Raw genomic sequence first — 18,325 nt, 5'->3', positions numbered from 1 at the left:
TGAGCTACAAATACTACCCTACAATGTATTTGGCTTTCTTTCCCATCAACCGGTAAATCGCGAAAACAATCAGCCAGGAAACGCCAAATGCGACAACTGCGGCGGCAGGTATCTGCAAGGCGACCGGGACATGCAGAGCACGCATCAGCACAACACCCGGACCGGTGAAGAAATAATGTACCATATAGATTCCGAACCCGCAAGTCGTCAGGTTTGCCAGGAGGCTCCTGATCTTTTCGGATCGTACGTTCACCTTCTTTGCCAACAGGAAGAACGGGATCGTCATCATCACCACATTCAACGAACAATAGGTGAAGAAGAGTTCCAGCAATTCGTCACTGTACTCCGGCAAAGCCGTTACATAACGGAACCCCAAGAAGGTAACGGCATAGCCGATCCCAAACATCGGTATTCCGGCCAATAGGATCTTATTCAGGCTCCAGTCGTGATTGCGCAGATAATGGCCTAAAAGCAGATAACCATTGAATCCGGCAAAATAATACAACATATTGAAAGAGTTCCAGGAACAACCACCCCAGATATAAGGCGAAACGAACTGATAATAATAAGGCAACAGCGTCGACACGCCCCAGGCAACCAGGAACCACAACTTGGCCTTTTCGGAGGCCTTTTCCACCCAGGCGGAGAAAATAGGCAGGTACAGGTACAACCCGATCAATAGATAAATATACCACATATGCACATCCACAATTGAGAAATTCAATGGGATCTCCGCAATATATCTTAGAGAAACACCCAACGATTGGCGAGCCACCTCTTCGCCCGAATAGGGGAAAAAGTCCAAAATCACCTCCGGTGACAGACCAAACAGTCCGGTTATCCAGGGGAACAGGTTATAGAGCACCGACCAGATCAGGAAAGGCCAAAAGACACGGCTGATTCTTTTCTTATAAAAGACGGAAGTATCGCCCTTCACCGGCAGCAGCAAGGCTCCCGTAATCATCACAAACAGGGGGACGCAGGGACGGAGAAACGATCCATAGGCTGCCCCCCAAAACTTTATCTGATCGATATTGGCAGGCGGTTCGCCCGGAAAAAAGTTAAACGGATCTGCACTATGGCAACAAACCACGGTAAACATGGCAACAAAACGTACCACATCCAACCAAACGACGTGCGATTGGCCGATTGCTGGATTCTGACTCTTCATCATGATATTAGCATCTTATTAAGTTTATATTCCAAGTTAAGAACCGCCCACCACGCAGACAGGCATTAGGAGCGACAAAGATAGGTTATCTCCCTCAATAAAGTTTTGCTTTAGAGCAAAAAAGCACGTTACCCGATTCTACCAAAAACATACAGCCTACACGGAAAAACAGGAGGAAAGAAAAAAAGCTAAGTATTGACTATCAACACTTAGCTTTTAATTAGTACCCAGAGCCGGTACAAGCCATAGAAATCATAGGAAAATAAAAGAAATTATCTTCCTTATTATCAATCACTTGAGTATTTCCTATTTTCTCTATTTTTGCCATATTTTGCCCATTTTCCGTTATTCAGTACACTTTTAGTACACTTTGAAATATCATTTTCTTTTGTACCTTTGCAATATCGGAAAACAAAAGAAAATCAACTGTTTAGCGTAATCACCCGGTTATGGTACCTAAATCGGGATAAAACCTCTAAACAATGGCAAAGTTAGAAAATAAAACGAAAGAAAACCCCAAGTTAGAGCAAAATAAGCTCTCGGATGGTAGAATCAGCCTTTACTTAGAGTATTATTTAGGTAGAGAGGAAAAGCCCGTATTAGATGAAAACGGCAATCAAGTGTACTATGATAGTGGAAAGATGCAAGGTAAACCCAAGTTTGCAGTAAAGCATAACAGGCGAAAAGAAAACCTTAGTCTGTATCTGATAGATAAGCCCCGTACCCCTGCGGAACGCCAGCAGAACAAAGAAACATTGGAGCTTGCCACAAAGATACGTGCGGAGCGTGAGCAGGAATTTAAAGAAAGTATGTTGGGCTATCGGTTGAAAAAAGATAGAACGGTCAATTTCTTAGACTATTTCCAAGCCTATATCAACAGTTATACCAAGAAAGATATTCGCATGGTGCAAATTGCGCTTAGCCGTTTTAAAGACTTCTTAAAAGAGCAATACCCCATGAATGAGTTTAGTATCAAACCGGAACTTATCACCAAAGAAATGATGGAACAGTTTGTAACCTATCTGCAATCCCGAAGTGTGGGTGAGGGTGCTAAAAGCATTTACCAGCGTTTCAAGAAAGTTATTCGATATGCGATTGACCACGATGTAATGTTGAAAGACCCATGCAAAAGTGTTACCTGTAAAGTGGATAGCCAAATGCTTCGAAAAGATGTTCTTTCTCCCGAAGAAATACAAAAGTTGGCGGCTTGCCATTATGACAACGAGAACCCGAATGTTAGACGTGCTTTTATCTTCTGCTTATACTGCGGTCTGCGCTTCTGTGATGTAAAAGACCTTACCTATAAGAATGTGGATTACGCTAATCGGTTATTGAAATTTGAACAAAGCAAGACAAAGGGACATTCTGCCAGTAGTGGTGTGGTTATTCCCCTGAATGATGGTCTATTGTCTATCATTGGTGAAACCCCGGCAGATAAAAACTGCTTGATATTCGATTTACCTACTTACGAAAGTTGCTGTAAATCAGTAAAGCGTTGGGTAAAGAGAGCTGGGATAGACAAACATATAAGCTGGCATTGTGCCCGGCATTCGTTTGCTGTGAACATTCTGAACAATGGGGCAAATATCAAAACCGTAGCCAGCCTTTTAGGGCATAGCGGATTGAAGCATACGGAGAAGTACACCCGTGCGGTGGATAAATTGAAAGAGGAAGCAATAAACAGCTTACCCGAACTAAAGTTTTAACCATAAAAGACTTATCTTTGTAACTATGAACTTTGAAGCATTAGTAAAACATATCAGCACGATACAGAACACGTTGCAGGCACAAGCCGCACACGCTGTAAACCTTGCCCTTACTTCCCGTAACTGGCTTATGGGGTGCTATATCGTAGAATTTGAGCAGAACGGAGAAGACCGTGCCGCCTACGGTGAACAACTCTTGAAGAAGCTGGAACAACAACTGAAAACAAAAGGTCTGAATGAACGTAGATTCCGTGAATTTAGGCGGTTGTACCTTGTTTATCCACAACTAAAAGGACCTGTTACACAATATATTGCATCACAAATTCAAATTCGGCAGTCATTGACCGCCGAATTCACAGAACCAATTCGGCGGTTGGTGACCGCCGAATCTGAAAATGGCGTTTGGAAACTATCAACAGAATACCCACAAACCGAAACATGGATGATTCCGGCTGATAGATTATTCAATAGATTATCTTCCACCCATTTAAACACTATATCGGGAATTGAGAACCCGGTAAAACGTGCTTTCTATGAAATGGAAACTATTCGTGGCTGCTGGTCTGTTAAGGAGTTGGAGCGACAAATCGCATCTTTATATTACGAACGTAGCGGACTATCCAAAAACAAAGAAGCTCTCTCCGCTTTAGTCCAGCAACAAGCAACCTTATTACAACCTAAAGATGTTATCAATACACCTGTTACTTTGGAATTCTTAGGGTTGAATGAACGTGCATTAGTGACGGAAAACGATTTGGAACAATCCATTCTTGACAACTTGCAACGCTTCCTATTGGAAATGGGACATGGCTTCTGCTTTGAAGCCCGGCAAAAACGCATCTTGATTGATGAAGATTATTTCTTTGCCGACCTTGTGTTCTATCATCGTATTTTGAAATGTCATGTTATTGTAGAATTGAAGATAGACAAGTTCCACCATGAGTATGCTTCGCAACTAAATATGTATCTGAACTATTTTAAAGCAGAAGTGATGCAGCCGGATGATAACCCGCCTATCGGTATTTTGCTCTGCACCGAAAAGGGAGATACATTAGTAAAGTATGCCACTGCCGGGTTAGACCCAAATATCTTTGTACAGAAGTATAGGATAGAGCTTCCAACCGAAGAAGAAATAAAGGAGTTCATTTCTTCTTCAAACTATTAGAACAACAAACCTAAAAACTGGCGAAAAGAAGAATACTTTTTTTCTTTTCGCCAGCATATACTTTCAGTCAATAGAAATAAGTTTAGTTCGTTTTGGATATATATACAAAAGCATAAACTAAACTCACAATAAAATGGATTTATAAAAAGGGAGGAAGATGTTTTGATAAAGTCAGGAATCTATTTTTGCTTTTTAAGAGAACAACTCACGAGATTATTCTATATTTTAATTGCAATTAGTTTATAGTATGGAAGATTTTAACTCACAATATGCCAACCATTCGAAATTAGAACAGCTAAAGCAGTTCATTTTGGAACATGGCACTTATATCGAACTCAAAAAGGGTGAACAATTCACTATTCAAGGCAAAGTGAATCATCGAGGAGCTTATATCGAACACGGCTTATTGAGATATACTCGTGTGGATGAAAAAGGAAATATACACATAGTAGGATATACTTTCTCCGGAGAATTTGCAGGAAGTTTATGCACACTTATAGCACCTAATCAACCGTCATTAGTAACAATTGAAGCCGTTTGCGATACAAAGATTTGTTATATACCCTATTTAAAAGTAGAGGAATTCTTTGCCACAAATGTAGAAACCATGCAAGTAAAATGTACTCTTATTGAACAATCATACTTATTAATGTATCATAGATTAATAGATATGTACTGCAAGACCACGGCAGAACTGTATCTTGACTTATTGAATAGATGCCCCGATATTCAAGAGTACATTACGTTAAAGGAGATTGCCTCTTTCTTGCAAGTCACACCGGAAACAATCAGTCGCATACGCCGTGGACTGAATAAATAGCTTACGACAATGAAAGATTTTAATTCATACCTCGACAATTTAGACTATTCCCTCGTAAAAGATTTATTTCATGAAAAAGGGAAGCAACGTATATACCGCAAAAAAAATTTCTTTATCCGTCAGAATGAAATAGAACGTTTTGCCGGGTGGGTAGAAAACGGTACATTCCAATATACATATATAGATAAGGAAGGAGAAGAACATATTGTAGGATACTCTTTTACGGATGAATTTATTTGTGACTATTCTTCTTTTATGAAAGGTAGTTTATCATTAGTGAATATTCAAGCTATAACAGATTGCTCTGTACATGAAATATCCCGTCATGACATTATTGAATATTGGGAAACGGATATGAAAACTCAACGATTCGGAAGGCATGTGGCGGAGAGTCTATTTGAAATGGTATATGAACGATTACTTGATTCATATTGTACGCCTGAAATACGATACAGGAACTTGACAGAAGTAGTTCCTTTGAAAAACATCGCTTCATTCTTAGGGGTTACACCGGAAACCATTAGCCGCATACGCCGCAAACTGGAGAAATAGCCAATCTTTTAACATCCATTATACCGGGGTCTTGACAATTGTCAAGACCTTTTTTCTTTATTCTTCCGTATTTTGCATTCATGATTTAATAACATTGATATGATACGTAAATTAACACAAGAAGAATATAATAATGCTGCTGATTTGTCCTATCAAGTATATATGGAATGTGGCAGGAATGATTTCACCCAAGAAGGTATTGAAACCTTTAAAAGTTTCGTGTATGACACATCGTTGATGAATACACTTGACATATATGGTGCTTTTGACAATCATTTATTGATAGGAATAATCGGTGTACATCAGGAAAGGCAACATATATCCCTCTTCTTTGTCTTGCCACACTATCATCGGCAAGGAATAGGGAAATCGCTATTTGACTATATGATGAGCAATTGTAATTTCACTTATATAACAGTTAATTCTTCAACCTATGCAGAAACTTTTTATACATCTTTAGGCTTCAAAAAAGTGGGTGAAAAAGAGATTAATAAAGGTATTGTTAGTATCCCTATGAAGAGAAATATATAATTATTGTCAATCACTTAAAATAGAGATAAGATGAAAAAGAAAATTACTTTATGTATGGTGCTTTCCACATTCATTATTTGCGCCATGTTATGTCTGACAAATTGTAGTAACGATGATGCCCCTACTTCTGTCTTCACCCCCGAAGCCCTGAAGCAAACTACTTGGCAAGCGCAAATGACCGTGTACAATATCGAAGATGAGATAGACTACACAAAACAATCCATTCTTCAGTTTACCAACGAATCAGAAGGCATTTATACAAGGACGAACGAAGAAGACGGATATATGTGGAACACAGATTTTACTTACCAAGTAAATGGAAAAATCATCACGTTCGACAACATAGCAGGTCCGTGGACAGTGCTGGAATACACAGGAACACACCTCGTAATGGAAGCCTATAATCCCAATAAGATGGTGTGGACGTTGGAGAAGATGTATTAACCTAAAAATAGCGGATATGAAGATTTCAACAATTCTCTTTTTCTGCCTACTAATGACAGCCTGTATGCAGACAAAATCCTTTCACCGGATAAACGGCTGGTACTACGTAACATCACAGATTACAGACAGCCTTTCACAAACACCTTTCCTTACTGTTAAGGATTTCGATTCTTTACGTTTGGAAACTGATGCTTTTGGACACTCGGTCATTACCGGTGTCTTCCTCCAAGATAAATTGCCTATATGGAGAGAAGCCACAACAAAGAGTGTAGGAAAGTACATCGCTTTCGTTTTCAATGACACAGTGATAACTGCCCCTCAGGTTAATAGCCCCATAGAAAGCGGATGTTTCCAAATTTCCAATCCGCATGGATATGATTTGGAACGTATCTTTAGGGAACTACAAAAAGAAATTGATATATCAAGGTTTGGAAATTAAATGTTAACTGGAAAATGGGAACATTAGGTTGCATAAATGATATGCTACAACGGGACAAAGAGAACCGTGAGCTTCGCAAGTTGAATAGAGACAGGATGAAAGAACATCACAAATATCTTGTAGGCAAAGGTAAAAATGCTGATTTATCCAATGTTTCCATTGAAAAGATAGAAGAAATCCGTAAAAAAACCATAGAAAAGGAGCAATCAGACCAAATATATATGTTTAGGATATATATATTTCTTACAATATGCCTTTTAGTGCTATTTTTATTGGGATTACTTTGCTATAAACTATTTTTCTAAATTCCCCCAAAACAACAACTTGCGGATTACAATATTATGAATTGAAATAAGCCTTTTCCTAAGTCTCGCTAAGGCTTATTTTTTATATGAATACATACATGAATCTAATTTTAGAACAGCGATTTTTCCGCTTATTGTCGGAATATTCACAACGTAAAGTTTCTGCATCGGAGTTTACAGAAGCTATTGAGGAATTGGCTACGCATGTAGCCGATTTTGGTATCAACGAACAGGATTACAGTATTTTACTTCGCTATTTTTCCTTTGGTTTACACCGTCTTAAATCGTATCGTGTACGGTTTGAGCAAGAAAAAAATGCCCTATTTGCATTTAATTGATGAAGCGATAGGACTTTTGAACACTGAAATACGCCTTATTGAATGGCGCATCAAATACCCGGAACAACTACAGCAACGCATCAATAAACAGCCCCTTTCCCCTCTCTACCTCGCCGACAAAACAACCCTTATCAATATCATGGAAGTGGTAAGCGGCTTATTCCTCTCCAAAGACATCGTTTATCAGAACGGTAAACCTGCCTATTTAGTGGACTTATCCAAAGGTTTTGAATGGTTGTTTAACATTAAGATAAGCGACTGCCACCAAAAACATGAGGACGTGATAAAACGGAAGCCGGGCAAACTCACCGAATTTCTTAATGGACTGGCAAACCTAATCAAAAATGAACATGATAAGAAAGGATATAGATAATCAGCAACTTATGATTTATTTATAGGGGACTCCATTAGTTCTCCTGTAATTTCTTTGTATCCGTTTTTAGAACTTTGCTTCATCAATCGATTGACAAACAAGAATGTATAATCTGAAACATGAAGCAATTATGTATATAGACAATGACGAATTTGGTGGATGGATGCAGAAGCTGTATGCCAAACTGGAAGAACTCTGCAAAGATGTACGGGTACTACGCAATGCAGACAGGGTACTGCCCGAAGATGATAACCTATTGGATAATCAAGACTTGTGCCTGCTGTTCAAAGTAAGCATCAAAACCCTGCAACGCTACCGGGCTATCGGTGCGTTGCCATACTTCACTATCAGCGGAAAAGTGTATTACAAGGCTTCCGATGTCCGGGAGTTCATCAAGGAAAGGTTCAGCGTCACCACGCTACGCCAGTTCGAGAAAGAACACTGTACGAAGAAAAAGAAGTGAATCTGAAAAGCCGGAACGGTGAATGTGCTTCATCCATCCCGGCTTTCCCCGTTTATGGCTTACCCAGCTTATCAGCTTCTTTCTTTAGCTGTTCGGCTTGCTCGTTCAACAGCCTTGCACGTTCCAGTGCTTCCGCCTGCTTTTGGATGCGGTATTCAAAATCCATCACTGAATCGGTCAGACTTCGGATAAAGCCGTTATCCCGTTGCCACTTGAACTTGTTTTCCAGTATATCAAAAGTTTCCCCGTCTGCCTGTCCTTGCATCAGCAAATAGCGGTATTTCATATCGTTGTCCTGTAACTGCTGCATACGTTCAGCCAAACGGATATTCAAGAATATGGAAACGGAACAGATAACCAGCACTGCCGAAAAAAGGAACAATCCCGGACGAATCCAAGAAGCGACCTTGTTGTAAATCCGTTGATAGAGCGGTAAGGGCGCAGCTTCCTCTTTATCCGTCTTGCAAGAGCCCAAAGTATCAAGCATTACCTTGAAACAACGGTAGGTTTCCAATACTATTTTCTTGGTGTCTTCGATATGTTTCTGCTGACTTTGCATCCCGTTCCGTATCTCGTCAAGCTGGCTTTGAATAGCCTGCAAATCTTTTTCGGGAATAGCCGGGTTGCTGTGCAATTCCGACAATACCTGTTCGATTGCGTTCAGCCTTTCAAGAGTTTCCTCCCGACTGGCTGGCGTTACCTGTGCTTCCTGCTTCTCTTTCAGTTCTGTAACCATTGAGAGAAGCCCCTCTAAAATCAAATTTTTCTCCATGTGTTTACAAATTAAGTTGTTTTTTCTTTTTCTTCTTCTTTCTTAAATTCAAGTTGGGTTCTTCATCCGCAGGGGGCGATGAAGCGGTGAACAGACCGAGTGAGCCAGTTATCAACGGACTGTCAGTCTTTCCCTGTGTCGGCAATGGCTCCCGAACGGGTGTAAAAGCTGTCTGCCGTTGATTTCCGACCGTATTCAGTCCTGCATCCCCGAAACATTTATCCAGTTTGGAGAAACTAAAATTGCGGTCTATCTCCGAACCCTTGAACGTGTATTCGCCTTTGGAAAAGGAAACACCTTGTATCTCGCTTGTCTGCCCTTTGTACTTGAACCGGACAGTAATACCCTTTTCCGCTAACCGCTCCTGTAACTGCCGCCAGTTCTTGGACTTCCCGATTTCGTTCTTTACAGCCGTGTAAATCTCGTATTTCGACTTGTCCGGCTCTTTCAAGCGGTGCTGCTTTACCTGTTCTTTTCCACCAGCAAAATAAAGCCCGTGTTTGGTTTTCAGCTTCTTGCATACCTGCTCGTTACGGTACATATCGTTCCTGTCCGAAATGGTCTTGCCGTTGTTGTCTATGCGGTTGAACACGATATGCACATGTGGGTGTTCCCGGTCTTGATGGCGCACGATGATATACTGCGTATCGGTGATTTTCATTTCACGCATATACTCCTGCGCAAGCTGTACCATCTTCTCGTCTGTCAATTTGGGTGCATCCACTGCCGAATAACTTAACGCAATATGTCCGACAGGCTTCTTCAAATCGGGATTCATCCCGGTCTGCATACAGAAGCTGCGGATTATATCGCCCCGGCTTTCAGTCAGAACCCCGTCCGCATGAAGCAAAACCGCCTGCTCCTTACCAAGCACATAGTTCACACAGCCCTTAAACCCGCTTCCCTTTTTTATTTTTCCAATCATCCGACAACTGATTTATAATTTCGACAATCCTGTTTTTGAGTTTCACCAGTTCCACCGCCACCAGTGCGAAACCTCCGGCATTCGCTCGGTGCGCCAGCTGGTTGATGTTGTTGGCTTCCCCTGCCAGCTTGCGGATGGTGTCCGCATCCTGCCTATTCAGCCGGGGTATGACCTCTGCCGAAACAACCGCCTGCCGGACATACTCACTGACACGCAACCCGGCTTCCCCGGCTCGCTTCCTGATGGCATAATACTGCAACTCGGTCAGCTTCGTGCTGACTACCCGTTGCTGCTTCTCTATCCGTTTCTTTGCCGGACGTCCCCCCGGCTTATCCTTTATATTCGTCATAGGTTTTTACATTTAAATAGTATCTTAAAAATTGCGACCAACGGGAGAAATTTTCTTTGCTGTCAAGCAAAGCAAGGTAGTTTCGGTTTACCGAAACATAACCTTGCTCTCCAAATTAAACCGCCTGTCGCTGGTAATCCTGCCGGACTAAATGCCCCTGCCCCTTTTCTGTCTTGGGGCGGCACGTTGTCCGGTTTCCTGCTTTATCTCCTGCGCTTGGCTGGTGCTGTTCTTCTGTTCCTGCTTCCTGCCGCACAGGTAATCGTTTAAGTCCGAATACCCCCTGTAATTGCCCGAGAAGTCACGCACACGGTAGGAGTATTCCAATTCGATAGCCCGTGTCGCTTCATATCCTGCCTTGTCATTGTCAAGCATACAGTGGATGCGTTCATACGGGTACAGCACGTCAATAGCTTTCGGCACATTGACAGTAGAGTTGAGTATGACATAATCCTGCCTGTCAAGGTCGGGCATGGTCGGGCAGTTCTTCATCCGGAGCGTGAGGAAAGAAAGATAGTCCATAAAACCCTCGAATACCAAACACTTCTCTCTCGACTCTCCCTGCTGCCGTATATGGGTGATGTCTTTCGGGGCGATGCAGCCTTTGAAAAAGGAATTGCGAACCTCGTAACCTCCTGCTATGTTCGGGAAACCGATAGCAAAGAACGGTCTGCCGTTATTGGTAAAATGGAGTTCCTTACATTCTCTTTTTGCCAGTTCGATATTGATACCCCGTCCCTGCAAGTAACGGAGCAATGCCGGATGGGTCAAGTCACGGACTTCCAAATGTTGGAAACTCGGTTCTGTCCTACGCTGGGGAAAAGAAAAACTGACCGGGCGGACGTGCGGTGTCTGTTCCGCTATCCGGTTTAACAGGTATGGCAGGCTGTCGGAGCAATAGAGTTCCTTTGCCAGTGCGATGATGTTGCCGCCCTTGCCTGCGCCAAAGTCATACCAAAGGTTGCGGTCAGTGTTCACCTTGAAAGACGGTTCGTGTTCCTCCCTTAACGGTGATTTGTACCATAAGCCGTTACCCTGCTGCTTGACAGGAGAGTAACCTAAACTATGCAGATAGTCTACGATGGGTATTTGTTTCACATCTTCGATGTTCATAACATTTTCTTTTTTGGGGATTAAAAAATAGTTGAAAAGTGCGCCAGTCCTGTTTAGTCCGTTATATATATACCCGTACCATACTAAACCTGCCTGTTCCGATACAGGGAAATAGTAAGTCCGTTCCTCTTATATATACACCCGGACTAAACCAAACTGACTTTTAATAATGGAAATCGGGATTATAGCGGTAGCCCTTGCCCTCTTTCACAATCATGCGCTTGTTCACAAGGAACTTGTTCAAATCCACATGGATATTGCGTCCACGCTTGTAGCCGATACTTGCATAACCCTGTTTCAAGGTCTTTAGGACATTCTCGTAACCATATATGACCTGTTTGCCAAAACCGTTTTCCAAAGCTGTCCTGTGCTGTTGCTCCGTCAGTTCTGCCAGTGGAAAGCCCCTGTCTTGGCTGGGCTGCTTGAATACATAACCGTCCACGGCTTCGGGCAATGCGCTGTCGTTGATACGGAATGCGAACGGGTCAAACTCCCGGTCACGTATGTGCATCGCCTTTACCTCGCTTATGTTGCCGTCCTGCGTACTTTTGGTAATTTGCAGGACGGTTTCAGCCTTATTGTTCAGTTCCGTACCGATATGCCCCCTTGTGTTGTCATCCCCCTTGTTCAAATGCAGTACGGTATGGATATGCAGGTTATATCCGCTTGACCAGCGCATCAAGAGGTTGATTAGGTCAGTCGATTCGCTGGGGCTGTTGATGTCATACATCAAGTCACGGATTCCGTCAATGATGAGCAACCCCACATCGGGCATATTTTCAAGCATATAACCGATAATCTGTTTCCGCTTATCGGGTGTCTGCTCCCTTAGCACGATGAAAACAAAATCGTCCCTGTCCTTGTCGGTAGGCAGTCCGGCAAGCCGCAAAATACGCTCCATGACCTTGTGGCAATGGTATTTGCTCTGCTCGGTATCTACATAGAGGATTTTCCGTTTGTTCGGTGGCAGGTATGCCGAATACTTCAATACCTCGTCATTCTTCAACGCTGCCGCAACGATAGCGGAAATGTTGAATGTCTTTTTGCTCTTGGCTTTACCCGTGGATGCACTGAAATTACCCAACGTGCCAATGGTAGAGCCGTTCACCCAGAGTATTTCGGGTGGCACTTCGTAAGTGTCCGTCACCTTTAGATGAATGGTTTTCCAAAGGGCTGCGAAATCCTCTTTCTGCATGGTGATGTCCTGCCCGGCTTCTGTCGCTTTTCTATTTTCCATAGCCGTTATTTCTTTAGAGGACGGTTAAGGATATACTTCTGCGCTTCCTGCTCTATCTGCGCCTGCGTCTTGACCGGATTCTGACGTAACCATGCTTCCAACTCCGCTTTCTCAAAATAAAGCATTTTGCCCTGCGGCTTGTAATGGGGTATCAAGTTACCCGAAGTCAACTTGTACAAATAACTTTTAGAAAGGTTCAAGAACTTGCTCGCTTCATCGAAGCTAAGCACGTTCTTTGAAAGGAACAACATCTTTTCGAGTTCGGAAACTCTTAACTCTAAATCTCTTTCCATATTGTTTAGGAATTTAGGTGAAACAATATGAAGGTGCGCACCCTCGTTTTTTTGTTAACGAGGGCAAAGTTAAGAGCTTGAAAATGAAGTCTAATTGACCTTTGTTTGAGCGTTCAATCTATGCTCAACCTTTTTTCAGTTGTTTGATGTATTTGTCTATGATTTCATATCCTTTCGGATAGATATTTTTTGCTTGGTCTGTCGCACTCGACAGGTCAGTACGTGTAAGCGGTTCTCCTTTTATCTTCTTCAATATCAGTTTGTTGTTTGCTATGACAGACTGCCATTCATAAACAATATAATTATAGCAACTCAATTGCATCATAAGATAGGCTAACAGACGGGTATTATTAACTTTCAATACCCCATTCAGTTTGCAGTTGAAAAAATCGGTAAGTATTTTGGCACTGACGGTAGTAGTAAACATATTCGCTTCGTTCACACATTCAGTCAGAAGTTTGATTTCATTGGCTTTCAACGTGGACTTGAAAGGATTGCTTTTGCCCACAATCTTGGTTGGATTAGTAACTACACTTTCCTCTTTCTCTTTTGGTAAGGATTGCTCTTGGATGGTAACTACATCTGTATAGTAATTACTTTCCTGTTCTTGCAGATGGCGCAAATACTTGGAAAGAACGACAAGGTTAACGATGATGGACAAATAAGGAAGCCGCCCATCATAGCAGGACGGTTCGTGCAAATATGCGTCCATATCAAAATCAGAGCAGCGGAAACCGATATACTTTTTTCTTTCATCAGAATTCAAGTCCTCAAAATAACCGCTTTCCCACAAAAAATCGGGAATATCCATATCCAATACAATGTTACGCACGACACGGTATTTTTGTTGGATGGCTACAATATTTTCAGTCACACGAAAAATTTCTTGGCGCAAATAGTCCTTTAGCTGGGCTTGCGTCAAATACTCACGTTTTAAAAAGAGTGCATCTACTTTAGTTTTATAGTCATGAGCTATACAACTATCTAATATCTTCTGTATTTCTCTGAAATTGGTTTCTATATGATTTTCCATAATCGTGTGCCTTTAAACGTTCTTACTACAAATATAAGGTAAGAATCTCACTTTTCCCGAAAACATCGGCAATAATAAGGAAGAAAAGACAGGATAAGAGTTAAGAAATTATAAAGATACAGGGAGAAAAATTATAAAAGTACACCTTTTCTTTGTATTCGTCATTCAGTACACATTTAGTACGCCCTATAAAAACAAAAACCCCTGATAATCAAGTGATTATCAGGGGTTTTTCGTACCCAGAGCCGGGATCGAACCGGCATGGAAGTGAATCCACTGGTGTTTGAGACCAGCGCGTCTACCAATTCCGCCATCTGGGCATTTATTTCTGAAATGCGTTGCAAAGGTAAGCATTATTTTTAAACCTGCAAGCGTTTCGCTCTTTTTTTTCATTTTATATCTTCTTAGGATTTATGGATAGACGAAATCCCGGAATATTTCGTTAACTTTGTAAGAGTATAACTAAAAAACAACCTGGATCATCATGAAAGATAATTATTGCGTTATCATGGGCGGCGGGATTGGAAGCCGTTTCTGGCCTTTCAGCAGAGAAAGTTACCCTAAACAGTTTCTTGACTTTTTCGGCACAGGCCGGTCGCTGCTACAGATGACATTCGATCGTTTCTCCAAGATTATTCCGATCGAAAATATCTATATCGTAACAAATGAGCAATACGCTTCACTTGTAAAAGAGCAACTGCCAGAGTTGGAAGAATCGCAGATTCTGTTGGAACCGGCACGCCGTAATACAGCTCCTTGCATCGCTTATGCGGCATATCATATCAAGGCTTGCAACCCGAATGCAAATATTGTTGTGGCTCCTTCCGACCATCTGATTCTGAAAGAAGACGTATTCCTGAAAGATGTGCAGAAGGGTCTCGACTTCGTAAAAGACAACAATGCACTGGTTACCTTAGGTATCAAACCGAGCCGTCCCGAAACGGGCTACGGATATATCCAAAGCAGCGATATCATGCTGGGCGAATTCACGAAGGTGAAGACTTTTACTGAAAAACCCGATCTGGAACTGGCCAAAGTATTCATGGAAAGCGGCGAGTTTTTCTGGAACTCCGGACTTTTCGTCTGGAACGTCAACGCCATCTTGGAAGCATTCTCCAAATTCCTCCCGGACATTTCCCTCCGTTTCGATTTGGGTAAAGATAAATTCAACACAGCGGAAGAACGCGATTTTATCTCCGAAAACTTCCCCTACTGCCTGAATATCTCCATCGACTACGGTATCATGGAAAAAGCGGACAACGTATATATGCTGTGTGTTGACTTCGGTTGGGCTGACCTCGGTACATGGGGATCACTGTTTGACCTGGCAAAGAAAGACGAACAGAACAATGCGCTCCTGAAAAGCGAAGCGATGATGTATGAAAGCAGTGGTAATATCGTTGCTCTCGACAATCCGAAACGCCTCGCCGTCATACAGGGTATCAATGATTGCATCGTGGCCGAATCCGGCAACGTCCTCCTGATCTGTAAGAAAGAGGACGAACAGCGCATCAAACAATTCGTTGCCGATGCCCAGATGAAATACGGCAAAGAATTTAATTGAGATAAAAAGTGAAAGGTGAAAGTTAAATACTGCTTGCCACAGCTTTCACCTTTCACCTTTCAACTATTTCCTGATCCCTAACAAAAACTCAATCAACGACTTCACAAACTCTAAAATCGACCTTACTTTACTCATACACATTCTTTTTATTTGGATTAAACAATGATTAAAATGATGCCATCCTCCGGATATCGACTGCAATCATCCTTAACATCCGGCAATACGCAGCCCTGTTGTCCCCGTTCACTTCACTGATATACCGGCTGTAGGCAATCTCTTGTGCATACGCCTCCGGATAGAAACTGACTGCCGCAGCCTGGGGGTAGGCAGAAGATATCAGCCGGGCAAAATCCATAAAACTATGCTCCGGAGTGTCATACCGGCGGAATAACAATCCCCCCTTCCCCAGATCCGTTTTCCCGCCATGCCAGTAAGCATTCTCCACCCCATAGCCCGTAATCCCGAAGAGATTATGGTACTTCACCGCCAACACGCTCTCACCCCATCCGGACTCGATCGCCCCCTGCGCCAGTATCACCACCGGATTCATCCCGAATAATTCCCCCGCCATCCGCGCCGCCTCTCCATATATCTTTACAAATAAATGCTTTTCCATTCTTTTATCTCCTTTAAAAAGGGCGGGCAAACCCCGCCCCTACAATTACCTACTCTTATTTTTCAATTCCCTACAGTTCCCCCGGTCTCTCCTCTTCGCCCCCGGAACCACCCGATGCCACAGGTTCGAACGTTAAGCGTTCGCCTTTCACCGTCTGCTTCAGGCCACGTAACAAACTGCCCGGCCGGAAACAAAGGCGAGGCTTGCGAAGCTGTGAAATCGAGAAATCTTCCACGGTCACACTACCGGAACTCCCCAACAGAAATTGAAAGTTACCCAACTCGCCGAACTGCACTACTTCGCCACGCTCCAAAGCCTTTGCCATAAATTTAGTCATCCGGTCGATCACCAATTTTACATCGCCGCTCGAAGCCGTCGAACTTTCAGAGATCGAATCGCACAACTCGTCGAAGGTGCAGACTCCGGTCGCACGTGTCTGCGCATAATAGAGATTTTCCTTCCCTGACTCCACGTTTTTACTCATGTTCTTCCGAAGAACCAAATGATACTTTACTCCCATAACCTTACGTTTTAGATGATTAATAAACTGTTTTGTAACTGATTACAATACAAAGATACATCACCGGACACCCCCCGTTGAAGACAGGGAAGACGTAACGTGACGACAAGAAGGTTTTCTTCATAATACGACCAATAAAGACGTCACAATAAATTGATATTCCGATATTTATTCGTATATTTAACTAATCAAACAAGCAAAGAAATGGAAACGATAACCTTTCGCATACGTGCCTACGGGATAGGCGAACTGGCCGGTCTATACAACCCGCATCTCACTCACCGGGCTGCCATCATGCAACTCTGGCGCTGGATCAATTACCAGGGAGTATTAAAAGAAAAACTGACGGCTCTCGGTTACCGTCCGGGACTGCGATGTTTCACCCCGAAGATGGTAGCCGCTATTGTAGAACATTTAGGGGAACCGTAAAAAAACGGTTTTCTTTCTTTTCCTTTAATATTCAGGACATATTAGTTGCATGAAAGGTTTTATTCTTTATCTTTGTTTCGTCATCCAATATTGGATGACGAAACAACTAAAACCATAAAACTATGGCAACATTTATCAATCCCTTCGTAGACCGGGGGTTTAAAATCATCTTCGGAAGAGATGAAAGCAAAGCCCTGTTGATCGACCTCCTGAACGACCTGTTCGAGAATGAACATGTCATTACGGACCTATCGTATTTAAACGTAGAAATGCCGGCCGACTGTACCGACAGCCGGACAGCTATTTTCGATCTTAAATGCAAAGACAAAGACGGAAACTTTTTTATCGTAGAGGTCCAAAATGCCGCTCAAAGTTATTTTTATGAACGCAGTTTGTATTATCTTTGTCGTATGATCTGCGACCAGGACAAGCCGGGAGACGAATGGAAATTTTCACTTTGCCCCGTGTACGGGATCTTTTTCCTGAATTTCAAGTCCGGCAAAACAGACAAGGTGCGCACAGACATCGTGCTCGCCGACCGCAGCAACGGCCGTCAGGCAAGTAACCTGATACGGCAGATCTTTTTGGAAATGCCTTTCTTCGACAAGGAAGAGGCAGAATGTGAAAACGGATTGGATTATTGGCTTTATACGCTTAAAAACATGGAAAAGTTGGAAACACTGCCTTTCAAAGGGCAAAAAGCACTGTTCCGACGCTTGGAAGAGTTGGCGAAAATAGTCAATCTCAACAAAAAGGAACGAATGGAATACGAAGAATGTTTGAAAATCTATCGCGACAATCAAAACACGTGGGATTATGCCATAGAAAACGGATTCAAGGAAGGTAAAGAGGAAGGATTTAAAGCTGGAAAGAAAGAAGGCAAGGAGGAAGGTATCAAAGAGGGTAAAGAGGAAGGCATCAAGGAAGGCATCAAAGAAGGCCGGATCGCCACCTCGCGCGAAATAGCCGGAAAATTGAAAGCACAAGGCGTGGACATCGCCGCCATCGTGACCTGCACCGGCTTGGATACCGACACCATCGCCTCTTTGTAAGAAGAATCATACGAACTATAAAAAACGGTTCCCGTCTCCTATTTTTTCAGACGGGAACCGTTTTTTCCTACAGGAGTCCCGGAAAAGGGGTGGACGTGGTGGACGTTATTTTGCG

24 protein-coding genes and 1 tRNA gene are annotated in these 18,325 nt (G+C 42.6%); 14 read left to right on the top strand and 11 right to left on the bottom strand.

Translation table 11 applies throughout. The features are described 5' to 3' along the window. Nucleotides 1-13: 13 nt before the first annotated feature. Nucleotides 14-1,174, bottom strand: coding sequence for an acyltransferase (locus ACPYIV_RS17600; RefSeq protein WP_293731918.1), 1,161 nt, complete (start codon nucleotides 1,172-1,174; stop codon nucleotides 14-16). 479 nt (nucleotides 1,175-1,653) lie between these two features. Between ACPYIV_RS17600 and ACPYIV_RS17595 the strand changes: the two genes are divergently transcribed. The 11 genes from ACPYIV_RS17595 to ACPYIV_RS17545 all read left to right on the top strand — a co-directional run bounded on the left by ACPYIV_RS17595 (nucleotide 1,654) and on the right by ACPYIV_RS17545 (nucleotide 8,307). After that, nucleotides 1,654-2,877 carry a site-specific integrase gene (locus tag ACPYIV_RS17595; RefSeq protein ID WP_004323157.1) on the top strand — a complete coding sequence of 408 codons (1,224 nt, stop codon included), beginning with the start codon at nucleotides 1,654-1,656 and terminating at the stop codon, nucleotides 2,875-2,877. Nucleotides 2,878-2,902: 25 nt separating this feature from the next. After that, nucleotides 2,903-4,042, top strand: a complete 1,140-nt coding sequence (locus ACPYIV_RS17590; RefSeq protein ID WP_005644680.1) for a PDDEXK nuclease domain-containing protein — start codon at nucleotides 2,903-2,905, stop codon at nucleotides 4,040-4,042. 247 nt (nucleotides 4,043-4,289) lie between these two features. Beyond that, nucleotides 4,290-4,862: a Crp/Fnr family transcriptional regulator gene (locus tag ACPYIV_RS17585; protein WP_004323648.1), complete on the top strand. Its 573-nt coding sequence runs from the start codon at nucleotides 4,290-4,292 to the stop codon at nucleotides 4,860-4,862. Nucleotides 4,863-4,871: 9 nt separating this feature from the next. Beyond that, complete coding sequence (locus ACPYIV_RS17580; protein ID WP_004323649.1) at nucleotides 4,872-5,414, top strand: Crp/Fnr family transcriptional regulator; 543 nt, start codon at nucleotides 4,872-4,874, stop codon at nucleotides 5,412-5,414. 99 nt (nucleotides 5,415-5,513) lie between these two features. Beyond that, entirely contained in the window at nucleotides 5,514-5,945 is a 432-nt protein-coding gene (locus tag ACPYIV_RS17575; RefSeq protein ID WP_004323650.1) for a GNAT family N-acetyltransferase, read from the top strand. 30 nt (nucleotides 5,946-5,975) lie between these two features. Continuing rightward, the gene (locus ACPYIV_RS17570) at nucleotides 5,976-6,389 is read left to right on the top strand and encodes a hypothetical protein (RefSeq protein WP_004294812.1); all 414 of its coding nucleotides are present in this window, start codon (nucleotides 5,976-5,978) and stop codon (nucleotides 6,387-6,389) included. Between the two features lie 16 nt (nucleotides 6,390-6,405). Then, nucleotides 6,406-6,828, top strand: a complete 423-nt coding sequence (locus ACPYIV_RS17565) for a SecDF P1 head subdomain-containing protein (protein ID WP_004323651.1) — start codon at nucleotides 6,406-6,408, stop codon at nucleotides 6,826-6,828. Between the two features lie 14 nt (nucleotides 6,829-6,842). Beyond that, nucleotides 6,843-7,133 (top strand): hypothetical protein, encoded by a 291-nt coding sequence (locus ACPYIV_RS17560; protein WP_004323652.1) that lies wholly within the window; start codon nucleotides 6,843-6,845, stop codon nucleotides 7,131-7,133. A gap of 86 nt (nucleotides 7,134-7,219) precedes the next feature. After that, entirely contained in the window at nucleotides 7,220-7,471 is a 252-nt protein-coding gene (locus tag ACPYIV_RS17555) for a hypothetical protein (RefSeq protein WP_004323653.1), read from the top strand. Then, nucleotides 7,425-7,844 (top strand): hypothetical protein, encoded by a 420-nt coding sequence (locus ACPYIV_RS17550; protein ID WP_004323654.1) that lies wholly within the window; start codon nucleotides 7,425-7,427, stop codon nucleotides 7,842-7,844. Before ACPYIV_RS17555 ends, ACPYIV_RS17550 begins: the two co-directional genes overlap by 47 nt. Before the next feature lie 130 nt (nucleotides 7,845-7,974). Continuing rightward, nucleotides 7,975-8,307, top strand: a complete 333-nt coding sequence (locus ACPYIV_RS17545) for a helix-turn-helix domain-containing protein (RefSeq protein ID WP_004323655.1) — start codon at nucleotides 7,975-7,977, stop codon at nucleotides 8,305-8,307. Nucleotides 8,308-8,359: 52 nt separating this feature from the next. Here ACPYIV_RS17545 and ACPYIV_RS17540 read toward each other — a convergent pair whose 3' ends face one another. From ACPYIV_RS17540 to ACPYIV_RS17505, 8 genes are all read right to left on the bottom strand, one after another. After that, complete coding sequence (locus tag ACPYIV_RS17540) at nucleotides 8,360-9,079, bottom strand: hypothetical protein (RefSeq protein ID WP_004323656.1); 720 nt, start codon at nucleotides 9,077-9,079, stop codon at nucleotides 8,360-8,362. A gap of 4 nt (nucleotides 9,080-9,083) precedes the next feature. Continuing rightward, entirely contained in the window at nucleotides 9,084-10,004 is a 921-nt protein-coding gene (locus ACPYIV_RS17535; protein WP_004323657.1) for a relaxase/mobilization nuclease domain-containing protein, read from the bottom strand. Continuing rightward, the gene (locus ACPYIV_RS17530) at nucleotides 9,970-10,353 is read right to left on the bottom strand and encodes a MobC family plasmid mobilization relaxosome protein (protein ID WP_004310825.1); all 384 of its coding nucleotides are present in this window, start codon (nucleotides 10,351-10,353) and stop codon (nucleotides 9,970-9,972) included. The genes ACPYIV_RS17535 and ACPYIV_RS17530 overlap by 35 nt, the downstream gene beginning before the upstream one ends. Before the next feature lie 147 nt (nucleotides 10,354-10,500). Further along, on the bottom strand, nucleotides 10,501-11,466 hold the full coding sequence (locus ACPYIV_RS17525; protein WP_004323658.1) for a toprim domain-containing protein: 966 nt from the start codon (nucleotides 11,464-11,466) through the stop codon (nucleotides 10,501-10,503). Between the two features lie 163 nt (nucleotides 11,467-11,629). Continuing rightward, entirely contained in the window at nucleotides 11,630-12,703 is a 1,074-nt protein-coding gene (locus tag ACPYIV_RS17520; protein WP_004323659.1) for an AAA family ATPase, read from the bottom strand. A 5-nt stretch (nucleotides 12,704-12,708) separates the two neighbouring features. Next, nucleotides 12,709-12,996 carry a helix-turn-helix domain-containing protein gene (locus ACPYIV_RS17515; protein WP_004310673.1) on the bottom strand — a complete coding sequence of 96 codons (288 nt, stop codon included), beginning with the start codon at nucleotides 12,994-12,996 and terminating at the stop codon, nucleotides 12,709-12,711. 124 nt (nucleotides 12,997-13,120) lie between these two features. Next, nucleotides 13,121-14,029: a hypothetical protein gene (locus ACPYIV_RS17510; protein ID WP_004323660.1), complete on the bottom strand. Its 909-nt coding sequence runs from the start codon at nucleotides 14,027-14,029 to the stop codon at nucleotides 13,121-13,123. Between the two features lie 236 nt (nucleotides 14,030-14,265). After that, nucleotides 14,266-14,349: transfer RNA gene (locus tag ACPYIV_RS17505), tRNA-Leu, on the bottom strand. A gap of 164 nt (nucleotides 14,350-14,513) precedes the next feature. On the opposite strand from ACPYIV_RS17505, the gene ACPYIV_RS17500 reads away from it, so the two are divergent. Next, the gene (locus ACPYIV_RS17500; RefSeq protein ID WP_293731919.1) at nucleotides 14,514-15,593 is read left to right on the top strand and encodes a mannose-1-phosphate guanylyltransferase; all 1,080 of its coding nucleotides are present in this window, start codon (nucleotides 14,514-14,516) and stop codon (nucleotides 15,591-15,593) included. Nucleotides 15,594-15,759: 166 nt separating this feature from the next. Here the strand turns inward: ACPYIV_RS17500 and ACPYIV_RS17495 are convergent, their stop codons facing one another. Both ACPYIV_RS17495 and ACPYIV_RS17490 read right to left on the bottom strand, forming a co-directional pair. Beyond that, on the bottom strand, nucleotides 15,760-16,209 hold the full coding sequence (locus ACPYIV_RS17495) for a glucosaminidase domain-containing protein (protein WP_425884291.1): 450 nt from the start codon (nucleotides 16,207-16,209) through the stop codon (nucleotides 15,760-15,762). A 70-nt stretch (nucleotides 16,210-16,279) separates the two neighbouring features. Beyond that, entirely contained in the window at nucleotides 16,280-16,729 is a 450-nt protein-coding gene (locus ACPYIV_RS17490) for an HU family DNA-binding protein (RefSeq protein ID WP_293731921.1), read from the bottom strand. Between the two features lie 204 nt (nucleotides 16,730-16,933). On the opposite strand from ACPYIV_RS17490, the gene ACPYIV_RS17485 reads away from it, so the two are divergent. Together ACPYIV_RS17485 and ACPYIV_RS17480 are read left to right on the top strand one after the other, a co-directional pair. Beyond that, nucleotides 16,934-17,158 carry a DUF4248 domain-containing protein gene (locus ACPYIV_RS17485; RefSeq protein WP_293731922.1) on the top strand — a complete coding sequence of 75 codons (225 nt, stop codon included), beginning with the start codon at nucleotides 16,934-16,936 and terminating at the stop codon, nucleotides 17,156-17,158. Nucleotides 17,159-17,280: 122 nt separating this feature from the next. Further along, nucleotides 17,281-18,210 (top strand): Rpn family recombination-promoting nuclease/putative transposase, encoded by a 930-nt coding sequence (locus ACPYIV_RS17480; RefSeq protein WP_425884288.1) that lies wholly within the window; start codon nucleotides 17,281-17,283, stop codon nucleotides 18,208-18,210. The last annotated feature ends 115 nt before the right edge of the window (nucleotides 18,211-18,325 follow it).

The sequence above is a fragment of the Parabacteroides vesiculifaciens genome, assembly GCF_049860805.1.
Lineage (GTDB): Bacteria > Bacteroidota > Bacteroidia > Bacteroidales > Tannerellaceae > Parabacteroides.
This window is presented reverse-complemented; position numbering and strand designations above follow the sequence as displayed.